Source organism: Natrialba sp. PRR66 (genome assembly GCF_034808065.1).
In the GTDB taxonomy this organism is placed as follows: domain Archaea; phylum Halobacteriota; class Halobacteria; order Halobacteriales; family Natrialbaceae; genus Natrialba; species Natrialba aegyptia.
This window is the reverse complement of sequence record NZ_JAXHGN010000001.1, coordinates 1,207,275-1,230,086: the sequence shown is the minus strand read 5'-3', so window position 1 is coordinate 1,230,086 and position 22,812 is coordinate 1,207,275. Positions and strand designations below refer to the sequence as shown.

20 protein-coding genes are annotated in these 22,812 nt (G+C 61.8%); 9 read left to right on the top strand and 11 right to left on the bottom strand.

The window, feature by feature from the left end:
- Window positions 1-865: 865 nt before the first annotated feature.
- Window positions 866-1,264, top strand: coding sequence for a DUF5805 domain-containing protein (locus SM755_RS05805; RefSeq protein WP_323171824.1), 399 nt, complete (start codon window positions 866-868; stop codon window positions 1,262-1,264).
- Entirely contained in the window at window positions 1,254-2,291 is a 1,038-nt protein-coding gene (locus SM755_RS05800; RefSeq protein ID WP_323171823.1) for a tyrosine-type recombinase/integrase, read from the top strand. Before SM755_RS05805 ends, SM755_RS05800 begins: the two co-directional genes overlap by 11 nt.
- Window positions 2,292-2,796: 505 nt before the next feature.
- Here SM755_RS05800 and SM755_RS05795 read toward each other — a convergent pair.
- The 5 genes from SM755_RS05795 to SM755_RS05775 form a co-directional block, all read right to left on the bottom strand.
- Window positions 2,797-4,077 (bottom strand): Mur ligase family protein, encoded by a 1,281-nt coding sequence (locus SM755_RS05795; RefSeq protein ID WP_323171822.1) that lies wholly within the window; start codon window positions 4,075-4,077, stop codon window positions 2,797-2,799.
- Window positions 4,074-5,234 carry a poly-gamma-glutamate biosynthesis protein PgsC/CapC gene (locus SM755_RS05790; RefSeq protein ID WP_323171821.1) on the bottom strand — a complete coding sequence of 387 codons (1,161 nt, stop codon included), beginning with the start codon at window positions 5,232-5,234 and terminating at the stop codon, window positions 4,074-4,076. Before SM755_RS05790 ends, SM755_RS05795 begins: the two co-directional genes overlap by 4 nt.
- A 437-nt stretch (window positions 5,235-5,671) precedes the next feature.
- The gene (locus SM755_RS05785; RefSeq protein WP_323171820.1) at window positions 5,672-6,604 is read right to left on the bottom strand and encodes a hypothetical protein; all 933 of its coding nucleotides are present in this window, start codon (window positions 6,602-6,604) and stop codon (window positions 5,672-5,674) included.
- Between the two features lie 129 nt (window positions 6,605-6,733).
- Window positions 6,734-8,737, bottom strand: coding sequence for an AAA family ATPase (locus tag SM755_RS05780; RefSeq protein ID WP_323171819.1), 2,004 nt, complete (start codon window positions 8,735-8,737; stop codon window positions 6,734-6,736).
- Between the two features lie 130 nt (window positions 8,738-8,867).
- Window positions 8,868-9,707 carry an MBL fold metallo-hydrolase gene (locus tag SM755_RS05775; RefSeq protein WP_323171818.1) on the bottom strand — a complete coding sequence of 280 codons (840 nt, stop codon included), beginning with the start codon at window positions 9,705-9,707 and terminating at the stop codon, window positions 8,868-8,870.
- Between the two features lie 157 nt (window positions 9,708-9,864).
- Here SM755_RS05775 and SM755_RS05770 point away from each other — a divergent pair, with 157 nt between their 5' ends.
- A complete protein-coding gene (locus SM755_RS05770) occupies window positions 9,865-10,740 on the top strand; it encodes a superoxide dismutase (protein WP_323171817.1) in 876 nt (291 codons plus the stop codon).
- A 135-nt stretch (window positions 10,741-10,875) separates the two neighbouring features.
- On the opposite strand, the gene dph2 is transcribed toward SM755_RS05770, so the two are convergent.
- A complete protein-coding gene (dph2, locus tag SM755_RS05765; protein ID WP_323171816.1) occupies window positions 10,876-11,925 on the bottom strand; it encodes a diphthamide biosynthesis enzyme Dph2 in 1,050 nt (349 codons plus the stop codon).
- A gap of 269 nt (window positions 11,926-12,194) precedes the next feature.
- Between dph2 and SM755_RS05760 the strand changes: the two genes are divergently transcribed.
- A complete protein-coding gene (locus SM755_RS05760) occupies window positions 12,195-13,148 on the top strand; it encodes a permease (RefSeq protein ID WP_323171815.1) in 954 nt (317 codons plus the stop codon).
- A 95-nt stretch (window positions 13,149-13,243) separates the two neighbouring features.
- Window positions 13,244-14,266, top strand: a complete 1,023-nt coding sequence (locus SM755_RS05755; RefSeq protein ID WP_006109129.1) for a hypothetical protein — start codon at window positions 13,244-13,246, stop codon at window positions 14,264-14,266.
- Window positions 14,267-14,368: 102 nt separating this feature from the next.
- Here SM755_RS05755 and SM755_RS05750 read toward each other — a convergent pair whose 3' ends face one another.
- The gene (locus SM755_RS05750; protein ID WP_006109130.1) at window positions 14,369-14,533 is read right to left on the bottom strand and encodes a zinc finger domain-containing protein; all 165 of its coding nucleotides are present in this window, start codon (window positions 14,531-14,533) and stop codon (window positions 14,369-14,371) included.
- 156 nt (window positions 14,534-14,689) lie between these two features.
- Here SM755_RS05750 and SM755_RS05745 point away from each other — a divergent pair, with 156 nt between their 5' ends.
- Window positions 14,690-15,091, top strand: a complete 402-nt coding sequence (locus tag SM755_RS05745; RefSeq protein WP_323171814.1) for a hypothetical protein — start codon at window positions 14,690-14,692, stop codon at window positions 15,089-15,091.
- A gap of 9 nt (window positions 15,092-15,100) precedes the next feature.
- The gene (locus SM755_RS05740; RefSeq protein ID WP_323171813.1) at window positions 15,101-15,784 is read left to right on the top strand and encodes an METTL5 family protein; all 684 of its coding nucleotides are present in this window, start codon (window positions 15,101-15,103) and stop codon (window positions 15,782-15,784) included.
- A gap of 4 nt (window positions 15,785-15,788) precedes the next feature.
- On the opposite strand, the gene SM755_RS05735 is transcribed toward SM755_RS05740, so the two are convergent.
- From SM755_RS05735 to SM755_RS05720, 4 genes are all read right to left on the bottom strand, one after another.
- Window positions 15,789-17,021: an ABC transporter permease gene (locus SM755_RS05735; protein WP_323171812.1), complete on the bottom strand. Its 1,233-nt coding sequence runs from the start codon at window positions 17,019-17,021 to the stop codon at window positions 15,789-15,791.
- A complete protein-coding gene (locus SM755_RS05730; protein ID WP_323171811.1) occupies window positions 17,018-18,478 on the bottom strand; it encodes an ABC transporter permease in 1,461 nt (486 codons plus the stop codon). Before SM755_RS05730 ends, SM755_RS05735 begins: the two co-directional genes overlap by 4 nt.
- Complete coding sequence (locus SM755_RS05725) at window positions 18,450-19,214, bottom strand: ABC transporter ATP-binding protein (RefSeq protein WP_323171810.1); 765 nt, start codon at window positions 19,212-19,214, stop codon at window positions 18,450-18,452. The genes SM755_RS05730 and SM755_RS05725 overlap by 29 nt, the downstream gene beginning before the upstream one ends.
- Before the next feature lie 417 nt (window positions 19,215-19,631).
- Window positions 19,632-21,497, bottom strand: coding sequence for a rhomboid family intramembrane serine protease (locus tag SM755_RS05720; protein ID WP_323171809.1), 1,866 nt, complete (start codon window positions 21,495-21,497; stop codon window positions 19,632-19,634).
- Window positions 21,498-21,638: 141 nt separating this feature from the next.
- Between SM755_RS05720 and SM755_RS05715 the strand changes: the two genes are divergently transcribed.
- Both SM755_RS05715 and SM755_RS05710 read left to right on the top strand, forming a co-directional pair.
- Window positions 21,639-22,112, top strand: coding sequence for an SPW repeat protein (locus tag SM755_RS05715; RefSeq protein ID WP_323171808.1), 474 nt, complete (start codon window positions 21,639-21,641; stop codon window positions 22,110-22,112).
- 183 nt (window positions 22,113-22,295) lie between these two features.
- A complete protein-coding gene (locus SM755_RS05710) occupies window positions 22,296-22,580 on the top strand; it encodes a DNA-directed RNA polymerase subunit L (protein WP_323171807.1) in 285 nt (94 codons plus the stop codon).
- Window positions 22,581-22,812: the final 232 nt, after the last annotated feature.

Sequence of the window (22,812 nt, the reverse complement as noted above, 5' to 3'; positions counted from 1 at the left end):
TCTCTCCTCGCGGAATCACCACCCTAACTGACTATGGCTGTCGATCACGACGAATTCGAACCCATACTGAACTCGGGGATGAGCGTCTCGCACTGCCGTCCAGGGACTATCGTGACTTGTACGGTTCATCGCCGCACAACTCCTATGGGCGTTCTAATCGGACGCCTCGTCCGATTTCCGTTTCTATTCGTTCAGGATGCTCTGTCCGCTCACATACGTCTCACAGGTCCGTCTTCCGCTCTTTCTCACTCCTGAACCACTGGTCGTCCTTGGCCACACGCTGCCGTGTCTCCCGGTCTCGTTCTCGATTCGAGAGCGTCGCAAGCCGAACCGGTCTGGTGCACTACTCGCACCGGCAGCACCGCCCAAAAGAATCGATGACGGTCGATACGAACCGTCCGCTCTAGATTTGTCCCCTCCCTTTCGATCTGCCATCCCGACAAACTAGAAGAGCGAGCAAGTCGTCTTCCACTGACTCACCTTCGCCTCTCTTGTTTTCTACTCGAATGGATTGGCCACCGTTCCACACCGTCCAAACAGCGCATATCGATTTGCTCGATATCGTTCGGCTGAGTCTCGATCGAGACTCACGAGTGCATTCAACCGAGCGATTCTGACTCCGCTCTCGAGTTCGTCTTTCTCAGTTGCCAACACCGGGCCGTTCTCTTCGCTCTCGAACAGTATTAATATCCGAATACATAGAACCACAACTGAATAACTTGTATCTTGATTTATGCCCCGTTAGATATCCTAATCCTAATTGGTGTCACCATAATTGCGACACTAGTGGTATCAATAGATGAGATAAGCTCACTTAGCTCGAATAATGGGAATATTGAATATCACGGCGTGTGATAACCATCGTATGAGCGATTCGACTGGCACCGCTAGAAAATCTGTTAAGACATACGTCCCGGCATATCAGAAAGACGAATGGCAATCTCACGCCGACGAACTCGGTATGAGTCAGAGCGAGTTCGTTCGGACGATGGTCCAGGCCGGTCGAAAAGGGTTCGAACCCGCAACAGCGGAACCCGAATCTCCGGGGTCAAACCCTGGGGGTAACGGCCTCGAAACACGGGTTCTCGAATTACTGTCAGCTGACACGTATTCGTGGGACGAACTTCTCGAGGCAGTCAGCGACGACATCGAGTCACGACTCGACGAGACGCTCGAGCAACTGCAGGCGGACAACCGCATTCGATACAGCGGCCGCCATGGCGGCTACACGACGACCGGCGACGGTGATAGTGATGGCAACTGAGGGTGCCGAGGGCGTGGATACCCCGATCGCGTATTTCCTCGACGATCAGCGCTACCACGGGAAGAGCGAACGGACGCTCGAGGCCTACGAGCGCGTCCTTCGTAAATTCGAGTGCTTCGTCGAACAGGAGTTCGAGGCGATCGAGACCATCGGGGAGGCAGACCGGCGGGCCTGTATGGCCTGGATCCACTCCCTTCGCGGCCAGTTCGAATCGAGTACCATCGCGACGTATGCGTCCTATCTCAACCGCTTTTACGACTATATGACCCGTATCGGTGCGTTTGACGAGAATCCAATGGCACTCGTCATGGAGGAACTGTCCGAATCTATCGATACGAACCCGACCAGACGCGAACTCTCCATCAGCGACATGCAGGCGTTCGTCGCCTCGATCGTGCATCCACTCGAACGGGCCGTCGTTGTCATGCTGCTAAAGACGGGGATGCGCGTCGGCGAACTCTGTAATCTCGATTTGCGAGATTTACACGGCGAGTTCAGCTCGCTCGAACTCGAATGGACGCCTCGCGTTGAACTCGATCAACGGCCGTCGTCGGTATATGTGTCTGCGGAGCCAGCGCGCGGGACCGTGGTGAACGGCGAGGAGCGGACAGCATCGAACAAGCGAAAGCGAGAGACTGTTGTTCCAGTCGACACGGAGTTACAGGCCGTTTTACGCGAGTGGTTAGCTATCCGCCCCGACCCGGTTTCACCGGCGAGGGCGCTGTTTCTCGATACCGGTGAGACGTGGGGTGAGCGCTTGACGCCGTCCGATGTGCGCTATATCGTTGAGAAACACGCTCGCGAACAGGGGTGGTACCGAACTGGCGGCGGAACGACCGAAAACGTCACGCCGCATTACTTCCGGCACTTCTTCACGACCCACTTACGTGACCGGACGGGGGATCGCGGCATCGTTCAGTATCTCCGCGGTGATGTTGCCGGCGACGTGATCGATACCTACACCCACAACTGGGGAGACCGTGTTCGAGAAACCTATCTCAACCATATTTACCGGGTAACGGTTTAGTTTCTGTCCGATGTGTCGGTACGAGTTCATCTATCCACGTGATGCCGTTGTCTGTTTCCGACCGGATAAACCCAATTTCGATATATAGAATTCGAGACTTTCGAGTCACCGACGGTGGCTCGAATGCAAACGGAATCCGCCATCGCGGGCGTTTGTCGGTGTTTTGGGTCCGTTCTTGCAGTGAAAGAGGGGTGATTGGCTCGAACTCCATATCCAGTTAGCGTCGGTGACTCCGCTGAGACGGCATTGTAGCGTACGATAGGTGATCGAACAGCGATTGGAACACGTCGCCGGCGTCTCCGTCGTAAACCGTGACGAGGAACGCCGGTGGCTGGTGTGTGTGTGTGTGTGAGTGTGTGTGGCTCCGTGGTTACTCTGGGACTCCTTTCCGGACGAATGCGCGGTGAGCAATCAATACCGAATCCAAGGCGGTTGGGAGAAACGAGTACAGTTGTCCCGGATTCGAGAGGGTCGATTGACGCCGGTTAGTTGCTATCGGGGGTTTCTACGGTTTCGTCTGTTTGGGTGGTTTGGAGGAGACCTCGGACGTAGCTGATTCCGTCGGAGTTTGCTGGGGTTCGTCGCTCTGGGCTGCGCTGTGCCACGTTTCGGTGGGGAGTTCACGCTCTTCGATGGCGTCTTCGAGGTCGCGCATGAACGTCGCGACGGTGTTGCCCATGATATAGACGGGGCGTTCGTTCTCCAACAGTGATTGGAGGACATCGTCGGCCGGTGTCTCCGTCTCGTGAACCGTGACGGGGAACGTCGCCTTCCGAGCGAACGCACTTGTCGTTCCGCCGGCGACGTGGACGCGGTCAAAGACCGGTTCGTCCCGGTCGTACAGGTCATTGAGATAGTGCAGGAACGAAACTGATCGCCCCCGTCGGTCGCCGCGGAGGTAGAGGAACGGCTCGATGCGGTCTATCGCCGGATCTTTTGAGAAGAGTGCCTGGCGTATCATCTCCGTGCTCTGAACGTCGTTGACTTCCGCTGCGTTGTAGACGCGTCCGTCGGCGAGTTGTCGCCATTCGACGTCCATTTGGTTGCGGTACACTGCGAGTTCATCGTCCGTCAGCGGAATCTCGTCGATAGCCCGCAGGATTTCGTTGAGCGCGTAGATTGACTCGATGCCAGGAATGTGTTCGTATTCTTCGGGGACCGTGACGTGACTCACGGTTGCGTTTCGGCGGTTGATTTCGGTCTCGAGGAACTCCCGTATGTGCGGGTCCTGTTCGGCGTTAATGACGTGGGTGCCTTTCGGAATCGCTCGAACCAATCCGCGGGCGACCTTGTACCGGTCGCTGCCGAGGGTCGATAGATGGTCCTCGCGAACGTTGCTCAACACGACGACGTCCGGATCGACGAACCGAGCGTTTACCATTCGGGTAGTGTACGAGGTAATCGCCTGGTTTTCGACGATGAGGGCATCGTCCGGTGTGTGTGAACGAATCTCTCGTTCGTTTTCATAGAGCGTGACGCGGTGTCCGCGAGAAATCGGATGGGTCTCTCCCGAATGGATCGAGACCGGACGGTTGCCGGTTACCTTCGCAAGCACGTCGTACTCCCTGTCATAAAGGATGTCGTAGACCCATCGGGTGAGACTCGATTTGCCGCGAGTTCCCGAGATCACGATCTGCGTATCGATGTCGTCGAGTCGACGCGTGTGGCGTATCCCGCGAAGACACGCGTGTTTCACGCCGCTGATAGTTTTTCTAATCGTGCTTACGATGTCCGTTTCGCGAGTCATGTCGAGCGGAGAGTTTGCGTTTTCCTGTTTGTCGCTCATGCGAGCACCTGCCTGGAGTGGTAGTTGGCAACCGTTTGTCGACGCGTTTCGAGACGATGCATACAGTAAATGCCGAACAGAACCGCGCCGAGAAGGACGGCGAATTCGGCGGCGGACACCGTGGTCAGTATGCCGGTTTCCCGCGGTTCAACGAACGTCCTCGTCCCGGCGAGAAGCAGGGCGTAAAGCGCCGCTGCGAGCGCAACCGATTCGAGGCGTTCGGCGGACGCGACGCGATGGTAGTTGTACGCACTGATTCCCGCGAGCAAGACCGTGAAGTAAAGCGAGAAGCCGACGGTGGTGGGGGCAACGGACGCGACGAGAACGCCGTATCCCATCGCCGTGATGACGCTGAGGCTTAACAAGACGCGTCCGTATATCAGGGTGATCGCATTGATCGCCGTAATGGACGCGTAGACGACGACCACGCCGGCGAGGAACACGCCGAGCGTCCACGCGTTCGCGATCGAGAGGGCGACGAGAAGCGGAATCGCGATCAATCCGCCGAGTCGGACACCCCACCGGGCGTGTGCCAGTTCGGAGAGGACGAGTCCGCCGAGGAACAAGCAGAGCATCCAGACCCGATCGATCGTCGTCGTCGTGGGAACCGAACCGGCGACTGCGTTCCGATACTGAGCAATGTCGGAGGCCGGTGTAAAGAGGATGGACGTGAGGCTCGAGCGGAGTTGCGTGGCAAGCGTCGGCGAAACGAGCGCGGCCGCGATGGCCACTAATCCGACGAACAGTCCGGCGCTCACGAGGAGATCGAGACGGCGATCCTCCGGATCGAGTTTGTGATAGTTGTAGGCGGCAATACCGGGCAAGATCGTCCCGGTGAACGCGAGTTCGACCGTGGAGCCGAGGATCGCCCACCGATTGAAAACGAGTGCGAGAGTCACCGGACCCAGCGCGCCGGCGGCGAGACTCACGAGCAGTAGTTGGCGGCCGTAAATCAGCGTGTGCCGTCGAATAAGACCGACCAGGCAGTACGCGAGAGTCGCCGTGACGAGAAATAGTGGTAGCGCTTCGAACGAATACAGCGAGTACACGGCGAGGAGTGGGACGACGATCACGCCGCCCATTCGGAGCCCTCGGTACTGTGTGACGCCGATACCGATCGCAATGCCGAGAATCGTAATTGCTGCTGCAACAATCATGTACTACGCTCCGTTCCGATTTTCGCAGATCTCTGCTCTCCAGTGTGGCTGTACCGAAGTTCGTACCCGGTACGAATCGCCGTAGATTTTGTCATACACGCAATTAGAAAGTTGCGATGACATCATCTTAATACTTTATACCATGTTCTTTAGTTTTGTATTTTCAAAATAATTACTCTGTTGATACTATTGGCTATAAGCAATAGTGATATCTGTTGGCATGCATCCTGGGAAGAAACAACGGGTAGCGCTATATTCTTAGATATCTGTAGTATAAACTCACCCCAACGAGTATACCGTTCTCAAGAGCCATCTCATAAATGACATATCAGAAACTACATGTGGAACATGTGTGGTGGTTTATACCAGCTACTTCATTACCCATCTCTCAGTGATTCCACACCGTCGGGCACATCGAATGTCCCCGTTTCCGACGGTTACCGTTCGACGCCGAGTTCAGTATCGAGATCACCGTTCAATAACGCGCGAACGTCCTGTACCGCGGTAGTCACTTCAGGAGTGCTCTCTAGCAGGACGGTCTCGCTCGGGAACAACTGTTCGCCGAGAAGCAGCCCGTGCTCGCGGGCGGTCGAACCCGTTACCGTCAGGTAGACGCCGACTCCGGTGTCGGCGATCGCCGCCTCCTCTTCGCGACCGTCGGCCGGATACCTGAACTCGACATCTTCGAGCGCGCTCGTCCCGAGGACGGCCCGGACGAGTCGTTCGTACCGCGGTTCGATACAGAGCGGGCCGTCGTACTCGGCGAGAAAGTCCCGGTCGAGCGACGTCGCAGATGGGACTGCCTCGGGGCTGCCCATCAGCGTGTGATAGACGGTATCCCCGAGTCCGGTGACGACCTGTACGTCAGTATCTGCGGGATCGATCCGGGCGTTTACATCGGCGATTCGGTCGAGCGGCTCGGGTCGGAGTTCGACGACTTCCTCCAGCACGAGATCGGCGCTGTCGAACCCGAGTGCGAACTCGTGGGTTCGAAGCGAGCGAAACGGTTCCTCGCGTCCGACGAGTTGGATTGCGGTATCGTCGGTGGGCACGTCGAGACAGGTGGTGTCGTCGAGCGGGATCGTCACGCTGTCGAAGACGATCCGACGGGGCTTTCCGGCGCGGGTGTCCCGAACGAGGGTGTACTCGGGTTCGGTCGGGTCGTCGACAGCGCTGTAGTCGGCGAGACGATGGTAGACGTTTTCCTCCGCAGGATCGAGCGTTCCCTTGGTCAGGGCCTTTTCGTGACGAAGCGTCGACGAAATCTCGTCTGCAAGGTCGGCGATATCGAGTCGGCTCGCCAGGCGGTCGAGGACCGACTCGAGCGGTCGTCCTTTTCGAGGAACGGCGATCGGGATCGTCTCGCCCATCGATGAGTGCTCACCTGGCGAGGGATAAACGAGTTGCGTTTCGTGCGGTAGTTGTGTGGGTCCGTTTCGCAGGACGTTCGCTTCCGTCTCCCGTCACCCGAGCGATTGTCGAAATACGGCGGTGGTGACTTACGAATCCGAGAACATCGACCCGAGCTGGTCGCGCCACTCCTGAATGTCGGTGACCTCCCCACGGACGTCGTCGAGTTCGTCTTCGACGGTTTCGAGGTCATCTTCGACCGTCTCGACGTCCGATTCGACGGTCGACACGTCGGATTTGACGGCGTCGATCTCCGTCGAGAGATCGTCGATGGACGCAGACAGATCACTCTCGAGGCTGTCGACGGTTTCCGCGAGATCGTCGACGCGCGAATCGACGTTGGAAACGTCGTCGTCGACGCCGTTGAGGTCGGCTTCCAGTTGCTCGACATCGGAATCGACAGTATCGAGGTTGGTTGCGACATCGTCCACGTCGGTTTCGATGCGACCGGTCCGAGAGTCGAGTTCGTCGACGGTGTCCGCGGTAGTCGCGAGGTCATCCTCGATGTCGGTGGTCCACTCGGTCAGCGTTTCGACCTCGGTTTCGAGGCTCGCGACCTGCGAGTGGGTTCCCGAGAGGCGGTCGTCCATCGACGCGAGATCGTCCTCGAAGGTGGCGAGTTCACTTCTGAACTCGTCGATGATCTGCTCGTCGGTGCCGTTCTCGCCGAGGAACGTTTCGAGGGCGTCCGTGTAGGCGGCGACCTCCTCGACTCGGGACTGGAGGTGGTCGATTCTGGCGATATCGGCGCTCGTCGGTGTGGTCGTGTCGGGTTCGGTGGCTTCGTCGTCCGTGTCCGTGCTGTCGAGTTCAAGCTCGGTTCGGAGGACTTCGAGATCGTCCTCGTCGAGATCGTCGTTGCGGATTTCGGCTGCGAGTTGCGCGCCGAGCGGGCGGGCGGTGTCTGCGTCCGTCTCTGCCCCCGCGACCGGAGCCGCGTCAGATTCGGACACTGCGTCGGTATCGGCAGAATCGGTTGCAGCGCCGGCAGCGTCCGTCTTCGTTTCCGTTCCCGTCGGTGGCGTGTCAGTGTTGTCGGTGTCAGCCAGGGCGGTGTCGGTCTCGTCTTCCTCGGACGCTGTGTCGGCCGGGTCGCCGGTGTCGTCCGTCTCGCTATCCAGATCGAGTTCGAGTCCCGGTCCGTCATCGTCCGGTTCGAGTTCGAGCGCTTCGGCGTCGGATTCGTCCGCATCCGCGTCCGCCGCCGACTCGTCGCTGAGTGCGCTCGAGATCGTTTCGTCCTCGTTGAGATCGGTGAGGTCGTCGTCCTCGAAGCCGAGGTCGATGTCCGGCGTCTCGTCGGATTCGTCACCGGACGGCTCCGAGTCGGGTTCCATGTCGATATCGCCGAGGTCCAGGTCCAGATCGCCGGACTCTTCGAGCGGGTCGGTTTCGTCGTCGGGCGTCAGATCGAGCGATTCGGTCTCGTCTTCGAGTTCAAGATCGAGGTCGCCATCGGACGGCGTCTCGGCTGTGTCGTCGTCCATCTCGGTAGCTGTCGTGTCTGCAGTCGGCTCGTCGGCCGCTTCGTCGGAATCGAAATCGGAATCGGGATTAGGATTAGGATCAGGATCAGGATCGGCGTCCGTCGACTCTTCGTCGAGTCCCGGCACGGAGCCGGACTCGCCGGCGATCATATCTTTGACCGCCTGCGTGCGCTCGTCGGAGACGATGCTGTCGATGATGGCGTCGTCGACCTCGTCACCGCCGGTGCTGGCGTCGGCCTCGGAACTGACCTCGACGATCTCCGGTTCGGTAAGGAACTCGGGGACCGTCTCCTCGTCGTCGATTCGAATGCCGTACACCGTCACGAGTTCGTCGCCCGGCTCGAGCGTGTGGGTGAACTCGACGCGGTTGTCCTGGAAGGCGGTCCAGTCCTCGCTGTAGTAGTCGGGGTGGAACCCGACCTTGTCCATCGGGAACGATTCGGGGATGTCTTCGGAGAGTCGGAATGCGACCTGCTCGTCGTGTTCCGATTCGATCTCGAACCGGAGGGCAGGTACGGGAAACTCGTCCGCCGCGAACGTCTTTTGGACGGTCAACCCGTCGGCACTGACCTCGATCACGTCGTCCGTGTCGGCGGTGCTACTCATGGGACCAACGTTACTAGACCATTACTATAAATGATACGGACGGTACCAGCTGCAATCACCGGCTAGCGTTTGCCATCGGCGGCTTCGGTGTCGTGGTGTCAAATCGAGATACTGCGAGCGGATCGACCACTTACGCGGGGAGATCGACCCGGTCGCCGATCTCGATAATCTCGAGTTCCCGCGGGTAGTCGAAGCTCTTCGCGTGGTGGTGGAGCACTTTCGGGTCCGCGGTCAGTCCTTTCCACATGTCCCAGTGAGTCGGTACCACGCGGTCGAGTTCGAGCGCGGCGGCCGTTTCGACGAGCTGGTTCTCGTCGTTGTACCAGCGCGTTCGCTTCGGTTCGCGGGTCTCCTTGTCCGGGATCTGTCCGACGGTGCCGAACGCGAGCACGCCGAGGTCGATGTCGTACGCCTCGCCGATGCGGTCGAACGCCTCGCCCGGTTTCGTGTCGCCGCCGTGGAAGACGGTTCCGGCGTCGTGTTCGAGGACGTAGCTCACGGGGTGGCTTGCGTCCGGATCGTGGGCCGGCTCGACGTGCAGCGTGAACTCGCCGATTTCGACGGTGTCGCCCTCCGCAACTTCGGAGAGCTGGTCATCGCGTACGTTCCACTCGTCGGTCCAGTTCTCGTCTTCGCGCGCGACCGCGAGGCTGTCGTCGGGCGCGTAGAAGGTCGCGCCCGTATTTTCGAGGATCGGTGCCTGGCTCGGACCGTGAACGTGGTCCGTGTGCTCGTGGGTCGCGAGGACGGCGTCGGCCTCGGTCACGTCCGCGGGGGAGAACGGAACGGGGATCATCCGCACCGTCCGCGGCGGGTCGCCGAGTCCGACGTAGGGATCGATGAAGATCGTCGTTCCCTCGCGGCCCTTCACGATGAAGCCGTTACAGCCGAGGTACCAGATCGAGACGCCGTCCGGCGAGGCGTCTTCGACGTCGCGTACGAGCCAGTCGTCCCAGTCGCTGTGAACCATGGGTATCTGACTGCTGTGCGGACTGGCTGGGTAAGTGTTATTGTCTCCGTAGACTGATCGTCGGTGGGACATCGCGTCCGTACCCTCGCACTATGGAGCCGCTGCTTTCGCTCGCCGGGGCAACGCTAACGGAAATCACTCTTGGTGTCTGTCGGTGATGTCGGATCAGCTACTCGGCTCGGAACCCCAGCGACGGAGCATCTTGCAGACAATCGGCGGCGTCGGCGGTCTCGCACTGTTCAGTTCGGCCGCGGCGGGATCGATGGCCGACTCTGACGACTGCGCCCCCGGCGCATCCGGTCGTCCCGACTATCGACTTCCCGAACTCCCCTACGCGTACGACGCCCTCGAACCGCACATCGACGCGCGCATCATGGAACTCCACCACGACAAACACCACCAGTCGTACGTCGACAGCGCCAACGCAGCAGTCGAAGAACTCGAGGAAATGCGAGCGAACGAGGATTTCGAGGGAATTCGATCGACGAAGCGAGACCTCTCGTTCAACCTTTCCGGCCACGTCAACCACACCGTCTTCTGGGCGAGCATGAGTCCCGACGGTGGCGGGACTCCGGACGGTGCCCTTGCGACGGCGATCGAGAACCAATTCGGCTCATTCGAGGCGTTTCAGGCCGAGTTCACCGCAGCCGCGACCGCGGTCGAAGGCGCTGGCTGGGCGATGTTGTTCTACGAACCGCTCGCGGACGCCCTGGTGATCGGCCAGGTCGAGGACCAGAACGAACTCGCCCATCAGGGCGCGACCCCGCTCTTGCCGCTCGATGTCTGGGAACACGCCTACTATCTGCAGTACGAGAACGACCGCGAGGCCTACGTGGATGCGTGGTGGAACGTCGTCGACTGGACCGCCGTCGGGCAGCGATACGAGATCCTCACCGAACTGCGATGCGGGCTGAACCAGGAGACCGGTGATACCGGTAATGCGACCGCTGGCTCCGACACTACGACTGATACGGATACGGATATGGATACGGACACCGACACCACCGCCAAAGACGCCGACCACTCGAACTGAACTCGAGCTCCGGCTCGTGTCGAGTGAACTCGATAGTATTGGCTGTCGGTCGGCGGTCGGCGGTCGATAATCGCTGGCCGGCAGTCGATCCTACTGGGTGTCGACCGCTTGCCGGTACCCGGTCACCGACCGAGTTCACCAGGTGCCGTGGAAGGTATCGAAGGAGAGTTCATCGAGCGGTTTGTTGCCGACGGCGATCTCGTACTCGCCGGGAGTGAGCATCGGTTTGTGGAACTGCGGACCGTCGTCGGTCGTGATTCGCGGGCAGCCGGTGTTGACGAAGGCGTCCATGTCGAAGTTGCGGAGTCGGTCGGGGGTGACTTCGTCCATCGTGATGAGGTAGGCGTCGTTGTTGTCGTCGATGATTGCCTGCGCTTGATCCCAGCGCCCCTGGCCGATTTTGGTGCAGAAGATGACGCCCCACTTCTGGGCGTCCATGGCCTTGTGGACGGAGGCATAGCGCTGTTTCATGAACTTCTCCGTATCCGCGGGGGTGACGACGTTGTTGACGGGGTCGGCGATGACGACGTGTTTGTCGGGGTGTTCCATCGCCAGCCCGAGGGGGTGGAACTTGCCGCCGCCGACGTAGAGAACTTGGTCCGCGGGCACGTCCGCGCTCGCGTAGTTGCAGCCGAGCACCTGGCCCTCGTGGGTGAGTCGCTCGTCTCCGCGGCGGCTGTGGACCTCGTAGCCGTGTTCTTCGAGGAACGCGGTCATCTCCTCATAGCGGTTCATGTGCTGGGCCGTCGTCACGAGGCCGACGTCTTCGGTGTCGTCCGGATCGTCGAGTGTTTCCAGGGCTTCCTCCATGATCGGGAGGACTTCGACGTTCGAGAACAGCGGCACGTAGATGACCTTGTCCGTGTTCTTCATCGGCGAGTGGCCGAAGTGGGCGAACACGTCGGTCCGTTTCATCAGATAGGTGTCCAGGTCACAGGCACCGTAACACGGCTGGCCCGAGAGCATGAACGTCACGTCGTCGTCCGCGAGTTCGCGAAGGTCGTCGGCGACGGAGGGGCCGCGGCGTTTGAGACCCTCCGGGAACTGGAGCCCGACTTTTTCGGCGTCTCGTTCCTCGATGGCGTCGATGATTCGCTCGAGTTCGTAGTCCCACTCGCGGTCGTGCTTGAGTTGCATTCCGGTGTTCCGAAGGTCCCCCTCGGTGTACTCCGACTCCTGACTCATTGACCGTCCTAACGGCCACGAACGTATAACGGCGGCGCTTCTGGGTGTTGGGGTGAGAGTAACTGCTGGCCAATGATCCACGGGTCGCTTTCGTAACTCACCGGGGAATGTTGCTGGTCACGGCTGGCTGATGTTGACGTCCGAGGGAGAACGGCGGAAGCGGCGCACGGGCGGGTGGTGAGCTGTCGTCAAATATATCTACTATGTTGTATTTACTTTCTTCATACCCGTCCCAACAGTCATAGTACTGGAGTCTAAACGGGGTGGTAATGGCAGCGGAACGGCCCACAGACGGCTATCTCTTCGACCTCTACCGCCGATATATCGGCGAACCCGAGAGCAGGACGGATGTCTATCTCGGGTTCGGCCTGTTCCTCGGCGGTATCGGCCTGGCGGTCGTCGCACTGGTCCTCTTTCTCTGGAGTAGTACGTTCAGTAGATCGAATCCGGCGTACTTCACGTGGGTACGACCGGCTTACGCGCTCGGAATGCTGTCGCTTCCGGCGATGATTCTGGGCGTCGTCGTCCTCTTGCCGTCGGATCGGAAGGTCATCGGCATCTCGGGGGCCGGCGCACTCGTCACCCTCGCGGCGACGATCGGCTTCCTGTTCGCGTATCCGGACAACTGGAACTTCATGGCCGAACGCGACTACACCGTCGAGGTAACGGCGACCTACGCGGTCGGACTCGCGGGGATCACCGCCTCGACGGGCGCGGCGCTCGTCGCCCACTACCTCGAACTGGCGCGCCAAACCGAGGCCGTCGACGCTGGCGATGAAGACGAGACGGAAACCGAGGACGACCCCGAGTTCAGCGATGCGGACATCGAGCGCGATATCGACGCGGCCATGGAGGGCGTTGAACTCTCCTGGGGCGGCGTCGAGAAGACGGAGCACAAGCGGCTGAACTTTTCGGGGAACGAGTTCGACGGCGTCTCCGTCGACACGGATGCGGGGACGAAGACGACCCGATCGAGCGGCGTCGACGACCAGGTTGCGGGTCTCAAGGGGCTGAAAGGCGGCGAGACGAAGACGACGACCTCGCAGTCGACCGTGGACGATCAGACGGCGAAGTTGAAGGAACTGCGCGAGCAGCAACGCGAAGACGAGCAGTCGGCCGAGGGCGGTCGACAGGGTGGCGTCGGTGCCAGCGCCGGCGATGGTCCGTTTGCACCACTCACCGCCATTCTTGAACGGGTTCGATCGGCCATTCGCCGAGAGTAACGCGTGTAGCTTATTCGGACAGTAAATTCTTTGTGAATGCCGTCGGTAGGATTTAGGTACATAGTTTTATAATCTATCGGCCGCCTTGCCCAACTATGGCGAAAGGCCTAGACGTCGGAACTATGAACATTCTGTCTGCACAACAGGATGGGAACGACACGGTGTTCGTGCAACAGCGCAACTCCTTCGTAGAGATCGAGTACTCGGATATGGCCGAGCAGATGCTCTCGCGAAGCGAAGTACTTCACATTCGAAAGGACGACAAGGTGTACGTCGTCGGCGACGACGCCCTGAACTTCGCGAACATCTTCAACAAGGAGACGCGGCGGCCGATGAAACACGGGATCCTCTCGAACGACGAGCAGAGCGCGATCCCGATGATGAAGCTCATCATCGAGCAGGTCGTCGGCGAGCCCGCTTATCCCGACGAGAAACTGTACTTCTCGTCCCCGGCGGATCCCATCGACTCGGATCTGTCGACGCTGTACCACCAGAAGACGATCGAGTCGTTCTTAGACGACATGGGATACGACTCCGAACCGATCAACGAGGGCATGTCCGTCATCTACAGCGAACTCGCGGATAACAACTTCACCGGCCTCGGTATCAGCTTCGGTGCCGGGATGACGAACGTCTGTCTGTCCTACTACGCGGTGCCCGTCATGAAGTTCTCCGTCGCCCGCGGTGGCGACTGGGTCGACGAGCAGGCCGCCCGCGCGACGGGCACGCCCGTCGACAAGGTCACCTCGATCAAGGAGGACGACTTCGAACTCGACTTCACGACGGATGTCGGCGGCGTCGAGGGTGCACTCTCGATTTACTACGAGAACCTGCTCGACTACGTTATCGACAACATCGTCTCGGAAGTCGACGAGGAAGACGTCGAGGAAGGCCTCGACGTGCCGGTCGTCGTCACCGGCGGGACCTCGAGCCCCAGCGGTTTCGAGGCCCTGTTCCGCGATCACCTAGAGGACGCGAGCATTCCGTTCTCGATCAGCGGCGTGACGCACGCGAACGAACCGCTGTACAGTGTGGCCCGTGGTGGCCTCGTTGCCGCACGCTCGGACGAGGACGTCGACCACGACGAGGAAGAGGCAGAAGCAGCTGCGAGCGAGTAACGACTCGATTCACAGCCGCAGACTCAGACTCGGATCAAGATTCAGATTCCTTTCGGTCACATCGTTTCAGCGACGGCTCACGGTTTCGCGGTGTAGCGCTTACTACTCGTAGAATCGGTTGAACGCGTCTCGCCAGGACTCGCGCTCTTCGGGCGGTCGGTCGTGCTCGACCGGAATGTCCGCGTACGCACAGTGTGGACACGAGACGGTCGACGCCTCACCCAGCGAGAGTTCTTCGAGCGAGCCCTGACACCGTGGACACTCCATACCTGACTCTCTCACGGACTCTCCTTAACTCTATTCGAATTCCTTGTGAAACTGTCATCTGTGCGGCCCCTCTATGTGCGAAGGTACCGTTTGGTATGAAATATTATTACTGCGCATTTGCAAATCTTTTTGTATGCAACTCATGTATGGTGTTGTATGAGTACCACGACGTCAGCCGACCGAGAAGTGACGCTCGACCACTGTCGCCCTGCCGACGTAACGCCCGTCTCCGTTGAGGCAGCGGCACTCGAGTCGACGGCACCCGGCCACCTCCGTGATCTGAACCGCGAGTTCGCCGAGGAGAATCTCTCGCCGGTCGAGTTGACCGTCGAGGCCTGCTTCGACAAAGATTGCTCGCTCGCGACGCAGGAGCAGGCCGATCAGCTTCGAGAGTACGTCCGTGCGGCGTCGTTCCTCGGCGTTGGAACGCTCACCGTCGCCGTCGACGACGTTGCCAACGCGGAGAAGGTCCGTCCTGCCCTCGCAGCCTGTGCCGAGCGCGCCGAGCGCGAGGGCCTCGTCTTCGATCTCGAGGGACCCATCACGCTCGAGCACTGAGTCGGCGTCATGACAGGCCGGTCCCGGCGCGCCTTGGCTCGCGAACTCGAGTCGCTCGCCGACTTCACCGATCCCTCGCCCGCGTTAGAGCAGTATCTCACGCCCCCGGAAATCGCCGCACATATCACTCACCTCGCCGGTTTACAGGCCGATCTCGAGGGGCCAGTCGTCGACCTCGGTACCGGGACGGGGATGCTCGCTATCGCAGCAGCCCTCGCCGGTGCCGATCGAGTCGTCGGCGTCGATCTCGATCGCGACGCGCTCGAACTCGCACGCGAAAACGCCGCCAGCGTCGATCGGGCGGCCGCCGTCGACTGGGTGCAGGGAACCGTCACGCCTCACTCGCTTCCACTCGCTCCGTCCGAGACGGATGTCGGATTCGAGGGCGAGGGCGGGAACGAAAACGAAAACGAAGGAGGCGTCACTGTACTCTCGAATCCGCCGTTCGGTGCCCAACGCGGCAACCGCCACGCCGACCGCACCTTTCTCGAAACCGCTCGCTCGATCGCCACCGTCTCCTATACGATCCACAACGAGGGCAGCCAGGAGTTCGTCGAGTCCTTCGCCGCCGACGAGGGTGGAACCGTTACGCACGCCTTCCAAGCGGCGTTTCCGATCGACCGTCGCTTCGAGTTCCACACCGAGGCGAGTACCGAACTCGCGGCGGAGGTCTTTCGGATCGAGTGGTCCTGACTCGTTACAGCTCGAGATGCTGGAGTTTGAGCGTACGCCCGACGCGCCAGCCGGTGATTCCCGCGACGACCGTCCCGACGCCGACCGCGAGTGCGAAGCCGACGAGATAGACTTCGGGCGGCGTTTGCAAGAGATTCTCGAAGCCGACGAGTTCGTGTGCGAGTCGGTTGAGTGCGTGCGTGAGCGGCGGGGTAGCGACGATGCCGACGATGCCGCCCAGGAGGCCGATGACGAGGCCCTGGACGGCGATCATCCCCGCGAGGACGTGCCGCGAGAGTCCGATCGCCCGTAGCGCGGCGAGTTCGCGTCGTTGCTGGGAGACCATGAGCGCGAATAGGTTGGTGGTGAGGACGACGCCGCCGATAACGGCGAGACCGACCAGCGTCGTGCCGCTGGCGAGCACGAGCGGGCGATCCGCGACCATGGCCTCGACCTGCTCGTCGCTCGTCCGAACTTCGTAGTCCGGATACTCGGCCGAGAGGTCGTCACGGACGGTCGCCGGATCGACACCGGAAGCCGCATCGGCGGTGATGAACGTCGCCCGATCGGTCCCCGTCGTTCCGGCGACGACCTGCAGGTCGGGCAGCGGAACCGTTACTGCTGGCGTGCCGAGGAACTGCGAGTAGTAGGACGCGGTCCCGACGACGGTGAACTCGTAGTCGGGTGCGGTCTCGCGGCTGGTGCCGACGTAGACGGTGTCGCCGACGGAGGCCCCGACTGCATCCGCAACCTGCGGGTCGAGGACAATTTCGGCCGTCTGGGGCTCCGTTGGGCGCTCGCCGTCGCTCGGCGGTTCGACGCGATCGAAGCCGCGCCCGCTCTGGAAGTCGAAGCCGTCGTGAGTCTCCTGAACGCCGACTGCGGAGGTGCGTTCGAGGTCGTCCGGCTCGGTACCGATGTACACCTCGTGCATCGCGAGCGGTGCGGCGGAGCTCACGTCGTCGCGGGCGGTGAGTTCGGCCGCCGTCCCGTGGGAGTCGGCGATCGGATTCTCGGTGCCGCTCGCCGACGGATCGACGGGATCGCTCGAGATCCAGATATCCCGATTGGCGTTGTCGAGTCCGGTCTCGCCCACCTCGACGACGCCGGCCCCGAGGCTCGCGAGGAGCGTCACCGCCAGGACCGAGAGGCTAACGGCGAGGACGGCGAGGACGGTCCGTCCGGGTGAGCGCCGAAGGTGAGCGAACGCGAGGCCGATCACGGCCCGAGTTCGGACGACCGGATACCGGAGACTCATCGGCTCACCTCCGCGAGCACGGACGTTCGGGCGGCGATGACGAGCGGGTACGGAATCGCGATCAGCCCGGCGACGCACGCGATGACGAGCGCGTACGGGAGGAACAGCGGATGGGTCTCCGCAATCGCTCCCGGTGCGATGGTCCCGCTCGCGACGGCGTTGAGCGCATGGATGCCGACGAATCCGAGCACACCGCCGAGCAGCGCGCCACACAGCGTCAGCGCCTGCGTCGAGATCGCAACGATCGCGAGCCGGCTGTGCGTCGGGAACCCGACGGATTCGAGCACGGCGAGCATCCGCCGATCCTCGTTGACGGTCATCCCCGCCGTCGTCGCGACGAACGCCGCGCAGATCGCGACGCCGACGACGAGCGCGAGCACGCTGGTCACGAACGCCAGCCCGTCGTCGAACAACAGCGATGGATCGGTGCGATCGGGCGTCTCGATGGTCGCGTCCGGATAGGCCGCTGCAGCCTCGTCCGCGGCCGGGTCGGATTCTCCCCAGACCAGCACTCGATCCGCGAGTTCACCCTCGCTCGCGCCCGACAGCGTCTGGAGGGCGCGCAAGTGGCCGAGCGCGACGGGCGTCTCGTCGTCACCGCTCGTCTCCACGACGGCCGTGACGGTCACCGTCGGCGGTGGCGTGTCCGTCATCTCGAACTGTGAACTCGAGACGGCGAGTTCGTCGCCCGCGGTGACACCGAGGCGCTCCGCGGCGGTCGTCGAGAGGACGAGTTCGCGCTGGCCCGGCCCCTGCGCTGCGGTGGCGTTGGTATCGGTTGCGTTAGCGGTGTCGGCGGTGGTATCCGCATCGGACGCCAGTTCACCCGTCGGCAGTCCGGCGACGGTTCGTGATTCGTCGTCCGGGGTGACGCCGACGAGGAGGATGGTCTGCGGGTCGGTTGCGCTGCGGTTCTCGGTCGCGTTCGCTTCGGATCCGGGTTCCGTTTCGTTCGCACTTGTCGCGCTCTCATCACTCGGCCGCTCGAGTCGCATCGGTTCGGTGAGCACCGGCGTCGCGTGGTCGACGCCATCGGCTTCCCGGATCGACGCCGCGCGCTCGTTGGCCTCGCCGAGCCGCGCTCCCTCGACGCCGTTGATGGACGAGAGCAGGTCCGTCGATTCCGGCATCACCTGCACGTCTGCGTCGTTTTCGGTCGTCGTTCCGCCGTCCGCGAGTGCAAGCGCGACCCCGGTCACCATCACGAGCAGCGCGATCGTCAACGCAACGGCGCTGATCGTCGCGACGACCCGCCGCGAGGTCGTCTTCGTCGTTCGCTTCCACAGCCGCGTCACTGCCAGTTGGCCCAACCCAACCCAGCGAGTTCGATTCGTTCGCCGCCCGCTGAACTCGTCGGTCCTTCGCTCATCGAGTTCGGTTTCCCGCTGACTTCGGTTTTCGTCGTCCGTGTTCGGCGGCTGCTTGTCGTCACTGACCATCAGCGACCACCCGTCCATCGCGCAGTGTGATCACGCGGTCGGCGACGGCGAGCGTGCTCTCGTCGTGGGAGGCGAGCAGGACCGCGCGTTCGCGGCCGACGTCGGTTAACAGGTCGAGAACGGCGTCGCCGGTCGCCGTATCGAGTTCACCGGTTGGTTCGTCGGCGATGACGACGGTGGGATCGGTCGCGAGGGCGCGGGCGATGGCGACGCGCTGGCGTTCGCCGCCGCTGAGTTCGGACGGCAGGTGGGTGGTTCGATCTCCGAGTCCGACCTGTGTGAGGAGTTCGGTCGCTCGCTTTCGCCGGGCGCGCTTTGGCACGCCGGTCTGGACGAGCGGGAGGGCAACGTTTGCGCGTGCGGAGAGCGAGGGGAGGAGATGGAAGTGCTGGAAGACGATACCGACGTGCTGTCGGCGCACGTGGGTTCGCTTCCGGGTCGAGAGCGGCGTCAGGTCGGTTCCGACGAGTTCGACGCTGCCCGAAGTCGGGACCAACAGGCCGGCGACGGCGTGAAGGATCGTCGATTTGCCGCTCCCGCTGGGGCCTTCGAGTCCGATCGTTTCGCCGGGCTGAACGTCGATCGAGACGTCCCGAAGGGCGGTTACGGTTCGTTGCTCACCGGCTCGGAGGCGGCCACCCGTCGCACCGTACTCGTGGGTGACGCCGTCGAGTCGGACGGCGGGTGTCGGTTTCCGCTCGTCCGATGGCTGTGATGCCGACGAGGCCAGGGTTCCCAGTATACGGTGGATCATTTGTCCAGCGCTCAACTCGCGTCGATCAACGGCCCACCCGGGCATTGTTTCTGTCTGGCTTCCGTCTGCCACGTGGCGGTTAACGGGTCGTCGCGGTCGGTGCGGTTCGAATACCGAACTGACCGACCCAGACCGGCCGAACATCACCGCTCTCGACGGGTCTGTGCCGATTGCACGCAGCGAACGACGCTGTAGTCACTCCCAACGGTGTGAAACGTCCACGTACGGGCGAGTGTTCCGTCTCGACGACTGTGTGGTCTGTGTGGTCTGTGTGGCCTGTGTAGCCTGTGTGGCCGCTCTCGATCCAGTGCCGGCCGCGGGTACCGCTATCGTCCCGTCTACGTGCGCCGTCGCTACATTCGTACTAGCTCCCCCTGCTGCCCTGCCACGCCGCCGTCGAGAGCGAGCCCGCCGTCGTCAGTACTCGTACCGCTCGACGGCCGCCACCGCCACTTCGGTTCCGTCCACCCTCGCAAAGACCGTGTCACCGACCCGTTCGAACGTAACCCCACCCGCTTCCGTCGTCGCGTTCTCCGACGGCATTCCCGTCGACGCCGTTGCACCGGTCCCGATCGACTCGACGCGAAGCCCGAACTCACCGCCGTCGGTGGTAACCGTCACGGTCCGCTCGGCCAGAATCACTTCGGCACGGGACGAGTCGGACTCGTGGGCGAGCTGGCGCTCGGTTTTCTCACCGTCTTCCCACAGCCAGATCTGATAGACGCTCTCGTTGCCGACCGGCGTCCAGCCGGTCCGCTCGACGTGGGCCGTCTCCCGCCAGCCGGGGCCGCCGACAGTGATCGTATCCTCGCCCGTCGCGTTCAGATACTCTTTCGTCACCGCTTCCTCCCAGAGGTTGTACCGGTCGCTCGAGACGATCACCCCGCTCCCAGCCATGCTCGAATCGTCGATCATCGCGTCGATTCCGATCCCCGAGACGAGTTCGTTCGTCGCGTTCTCGTCGTACTCGATCGTGTAGCCGCGAATATCGATCCCGGACTGCCCCGTCGCGCCGCCGTCGTCCGCGATCACGCTCGTATTCACTGGGATCGCCATCCCCGCGAGTATTGCGAGTACGAGCAGGACAACCATACCCGCCACACCACGCCGTGTCAGTGCCGACGCCCGCCGTGAGTGCCGGCGATTCCCGGTTGTGACCGCTCGAACGCGATCGCTCTTGTCCGTCCCGGCGAGGTCGAGCGTCCGCTCGATCCGCGCGTCAGCGTCGGTTTCGGATTCGGTGTCGCTCGCTGAACTCGACGAGTGTGGTGTTCGCGATACCGTCTGCGTTCCCCGGCGGCGTGCGAGCCAGCGATCGAGTCGTGCGGGGATGATCGGCCGGTCCGAGGCGGTCAGTGCGAGGGTGATGACGAGGGCGAGGACGGTGATGATCACGATGCCAGGTCCGCGAAGGAGGTAGTAGGTGTTACCCTCGCCGTACCAGTAAATCTGCCAGAGGCCTTTAGAGAACGCCACGAGAAGGACGGCAACCCAGACGTGGAGGGGGTTGGGGCGCGTGTCACGACGGGCGAGGAGGAGCATGCCGAGGACGAGTCCGATGAAGAACCCGAGCGCGTGGCCCTGGATCGCGATGCCGGCCCACGACGGTGCCGTCGGCGGACTCGGCGTTGCGGTGTAGCTGAAGATCGGGTCCTGGAGCGCTCGCCAGACCGTCAGCGCCACGCCCTGGAACCCGATTGCCGCGATGAGCGTTCGAATCGGATAGTGGACGATTGCAAACCCCATGAACGCGAAGACGACGCCGGAAAAGCCGATCACGGGACCGAGTGAGAAGAGACTCGTGACCAGCCCGACGGCGATCACGGCGAGCGGAAACCAGACGACCGCTCGAATCCACGGTGTCCGCCACAGGGATCGTCCCGTCCCGTCCGGTCGAGTTCGCGCTTGATCGCTCGGATAGTGTCCCCAGGCGAACTCGGCGATCGGCGCAACGACGGCCGTCCCGGCCAGGTTCGAGATGAGGTGGCTCGGGCTGGCGTGGGCGAACGACGCCGTGAGCATGCCGACCGGCGAAAAGTACGACCAGGCGCGATAGGGAATCGTGACCGGTTCTGCCGGATCGGTCAGCCCGTCCTGCACGAACAGGTAGACGGCGAGGACGACAGCAATCGCGATGAGAGTCCCCCACGGGACGCCAAAGAGCAACCGGGACTGGAGGCTGTCGCGCCAGCGCCGGTCGGGTTGGAGTCGGCTGACGATGCCGACCGAGAGCGCAAGCGTCGCCAGGATGATCCCCGCAAGGGCGGCCGTGAACGGACGCATATGCCAGTGGTTCGACCGTGACCGTATAGTGGTTACTTTCGCTGTCGCCATCGCTTCGCTCTCTGATGGTTGCTACCGATACTCTCCCGACAGACGCAGGCACTGCCGTTTTACCCGAACGACAACTACCTCACACGAGTCATGAGCAACACTCCATCCGATAGCCCGACCGATAGCGGTACGAGTACCGGTACTGACACCGACACGAACGCAGGCACCGCCCGCAACCGAAACGTCCTCAATACCGACGCGATGCAGTGGCTGAGCGCCCTCGTCGCCCTCGTCGGTCTGTGGCTCGTCGCCTCACCGTTCCTCCTCGAGTCCACGGACGCGGCGATCTGGAACGACACGCTCGTCGGCACCGCCATCTTCCTCCTCGCAGGGTACAACTTCTACCGGCTCACCAGAGATCGGTTAGCCAACGTCAGCCTCGCCTCGCTGACCGTCCTCCTCGGCGTCTGGATCGCCATCTCCCCCGCCGTCATCGAGATGGGAAGCAGTGAACTCGCGACGAGTACCACCCTCTCGGGAATCGTCGTCGCAGCGCTCTCCGCCTACAGCGCCTACGCAAACAACAACGCTGATGCACCCGAGCGCGCACGAACGCGAGCCTGACGCCATCCGTGCGCCCCACGCTCCAGACGCGTTTTCTTTCGGTCGTCTCCGTGACTCTCACCGCGCCCGTCACCATCACTCCCATCAGGCCGCTGTGTACTCACGGCTCCGCCTCGAGACCGCGACCAACAGCACCCATACCGCTTCGAAAGGTACAAGCAACTGACGGCCGGATACCCGTCTATGGAACTGCGGGTCACCGAGAGCAGCGAGAACGAACTCTCCATCGAAATCGCCGGCGAGGACCACACGTTCATGAACGTCCTCAAAGGATCACTGCTCGAACACGACGACGTAAGCGCAGCGACCTACGACGTCAACCCCGAGCAGTCGGGTGGACAAACCGAACCGATTCTGACGATCAAGACCGAAAGCGGTGTCGACCCGCTTGCGGCCCTCGAAGACGCCGCGGTCGACGTTCGCGAAAAAGCCGTTTCGTTCCGCGATGCGTTCGAAACCGCGGCCTAACGTCGCTCGAAGCGGACGACTTTGCCGTCGAATTTCTCCGTCTCTCCCTCTCTCCGTCTCTCCCTTTCTGTCTCGCCTCTCAGTTGCCGACTCCAACCGCGCCTCTATCGCATGCCGTGAGTTCCAAGGTTGCCACAATCGTTGTGATTTTCAAGACCGTCACAACCGCATACCTACCGGGCGTCTTTGACGCGGCGTCACCGATACGGCCTACTGTACCGAGTTCCTGACG

Bases quoted from the DNA above. Each gene is read 5' to 3' on its own strand.
- SM755_RS05805 (WP_323171824.1), top strand. From the start codon at position 866: ATGAGCGATTCGACTGGCACCGCTAGAAAATCTGTTAAGACATACGTC.
- SM755_RS05800 (WP_323171823.1), top strand. From the start codon at position 1,254: ATGGCAACTGAGGGTGCCGAGGGCGTGGATACCCCGATCGCGTATTTC.
- SM755_RS05795 (WP_323171822.1), bottom strand. From the start codon at position 4,077: ATGAGCGACAAACAGGAAAACGCAAACTCTCCGCTCGACATGACTCGC.
- SM755_RS05790 (WP_323171821.1), bottom strand. From the start codon at position 5,234: ATGATTGTTGCAGCAGCAATTACGATTCTCGGCATTGCGATCGGTATC.
- SM755_RS05785 (WP_323171820.1), bottom strand. From the start codon at position 6,604: ATGGGCGAGACGATCCCGATCGCCGTTCCTCGAAAAGGACGACCGCTC.
- SM755_RS05780 (WP_323171819.1), bottom strand. From the start codon at position 8,737: ATGAGTAGCACCGCCGACACGGACGACGTGATCGAGGTCAGTGCCGAC.
- SM755_RS05775 (WP_323171818.1), bottom strand. From the start codon at position 9,707: ATGGTTCACAGCGACTGGGACGACTGGCTCGTACGCGACGTCGAAGAC.
- SM755_RS05770 (WP_323171817.1), top strand. From the start codon at position 9,865: ATGTCGGATCAGCTACTCGGCTCGGAACCCCAGCGACGGAGCATCTTG.
- dph2 (WP_323171816.1), bottom strand. From the start codon at position 11,925: ATGAGTCAGGAGTCGGAGTACACCGAGGGGGACCTTCGGAACACCGGA.
- SM755_RS05760 (WP_323171815.1), top strand. From the start codon at position 12,195: ATGGCAGCGGAACGGCCCACAGACGGCTATCTCTTCGACCTCTACCGC.
- SM755_RS05755 (WP_006109129.1), top strand. From the start codon at position 13,244: ATGGCGAAAGGCCTAGACGTCGGAACTATGAACATTCTGTCTGCACAA.
- SM755_RS05750 (WP_006109130.1), bottom strand. From the start codon at position 14,533: ATGGAGTGTCCACGGTGTCAGGGCTCGCTCGAAGAACTCTCGCTGGGT.
- SM755_RS05745 (WP_323171814.1), top strand. From the start codon at position 14,690: ATGAGTACCACGACGTCAGCCGACCGAGAAGTGACGCTCGACCACTGT.
- SM755_RS05740 (WP_323171813.1), top strand. From the start codon at position 15,101: ATGACAGGCCGGTCCCGGCGCGCCTTGGCTCGCGAACTCGAGTCGCTC.
- SM755_RS05735 (WP_323171812.1), bottom strand. From the start codon at position 17,021: ATGAGTCTCCGGTATCCGGTCGTCCGAACTCGGGCCGTGATCGGCCTC.
- SM755_RS05730 (WP_323171811.1), bottom strand. From the start codon at position 18,478: ATGGACGGGTGGTCGCTGATGGTCAGTGACGACAAGCAGCCGCCGAAC.
- SM755_RS05725 (WP_323171810.1), bottom strand. From the start codon at position 19,214: ATGATCCACCGTATACTGGGAACCCTGGCCTCGTCGGCATCACAGCCA.
- SM755_RS05720 (WP_323171809.1), bottom strand. From the start codon at position 21,497: ATGCGTCCGTTCACGGCCGCCCTTGCGGGGATCATCCTGGCGACGCTT.
- SM755_RS05715 (WP_323171808.1), top strand. From the start codon at position 21,639: ATGAGCAACACTCCATCCGATAGCCCGACCGATAGCGGTACGAGTACC.
- SM755_RS05710 (WP_323171807.1), top strand. From the start codon at position 22,296: ATGGAACTGCGGGTCACCGAGAGCAGCGAGAACGAACTCTCCATCGAA.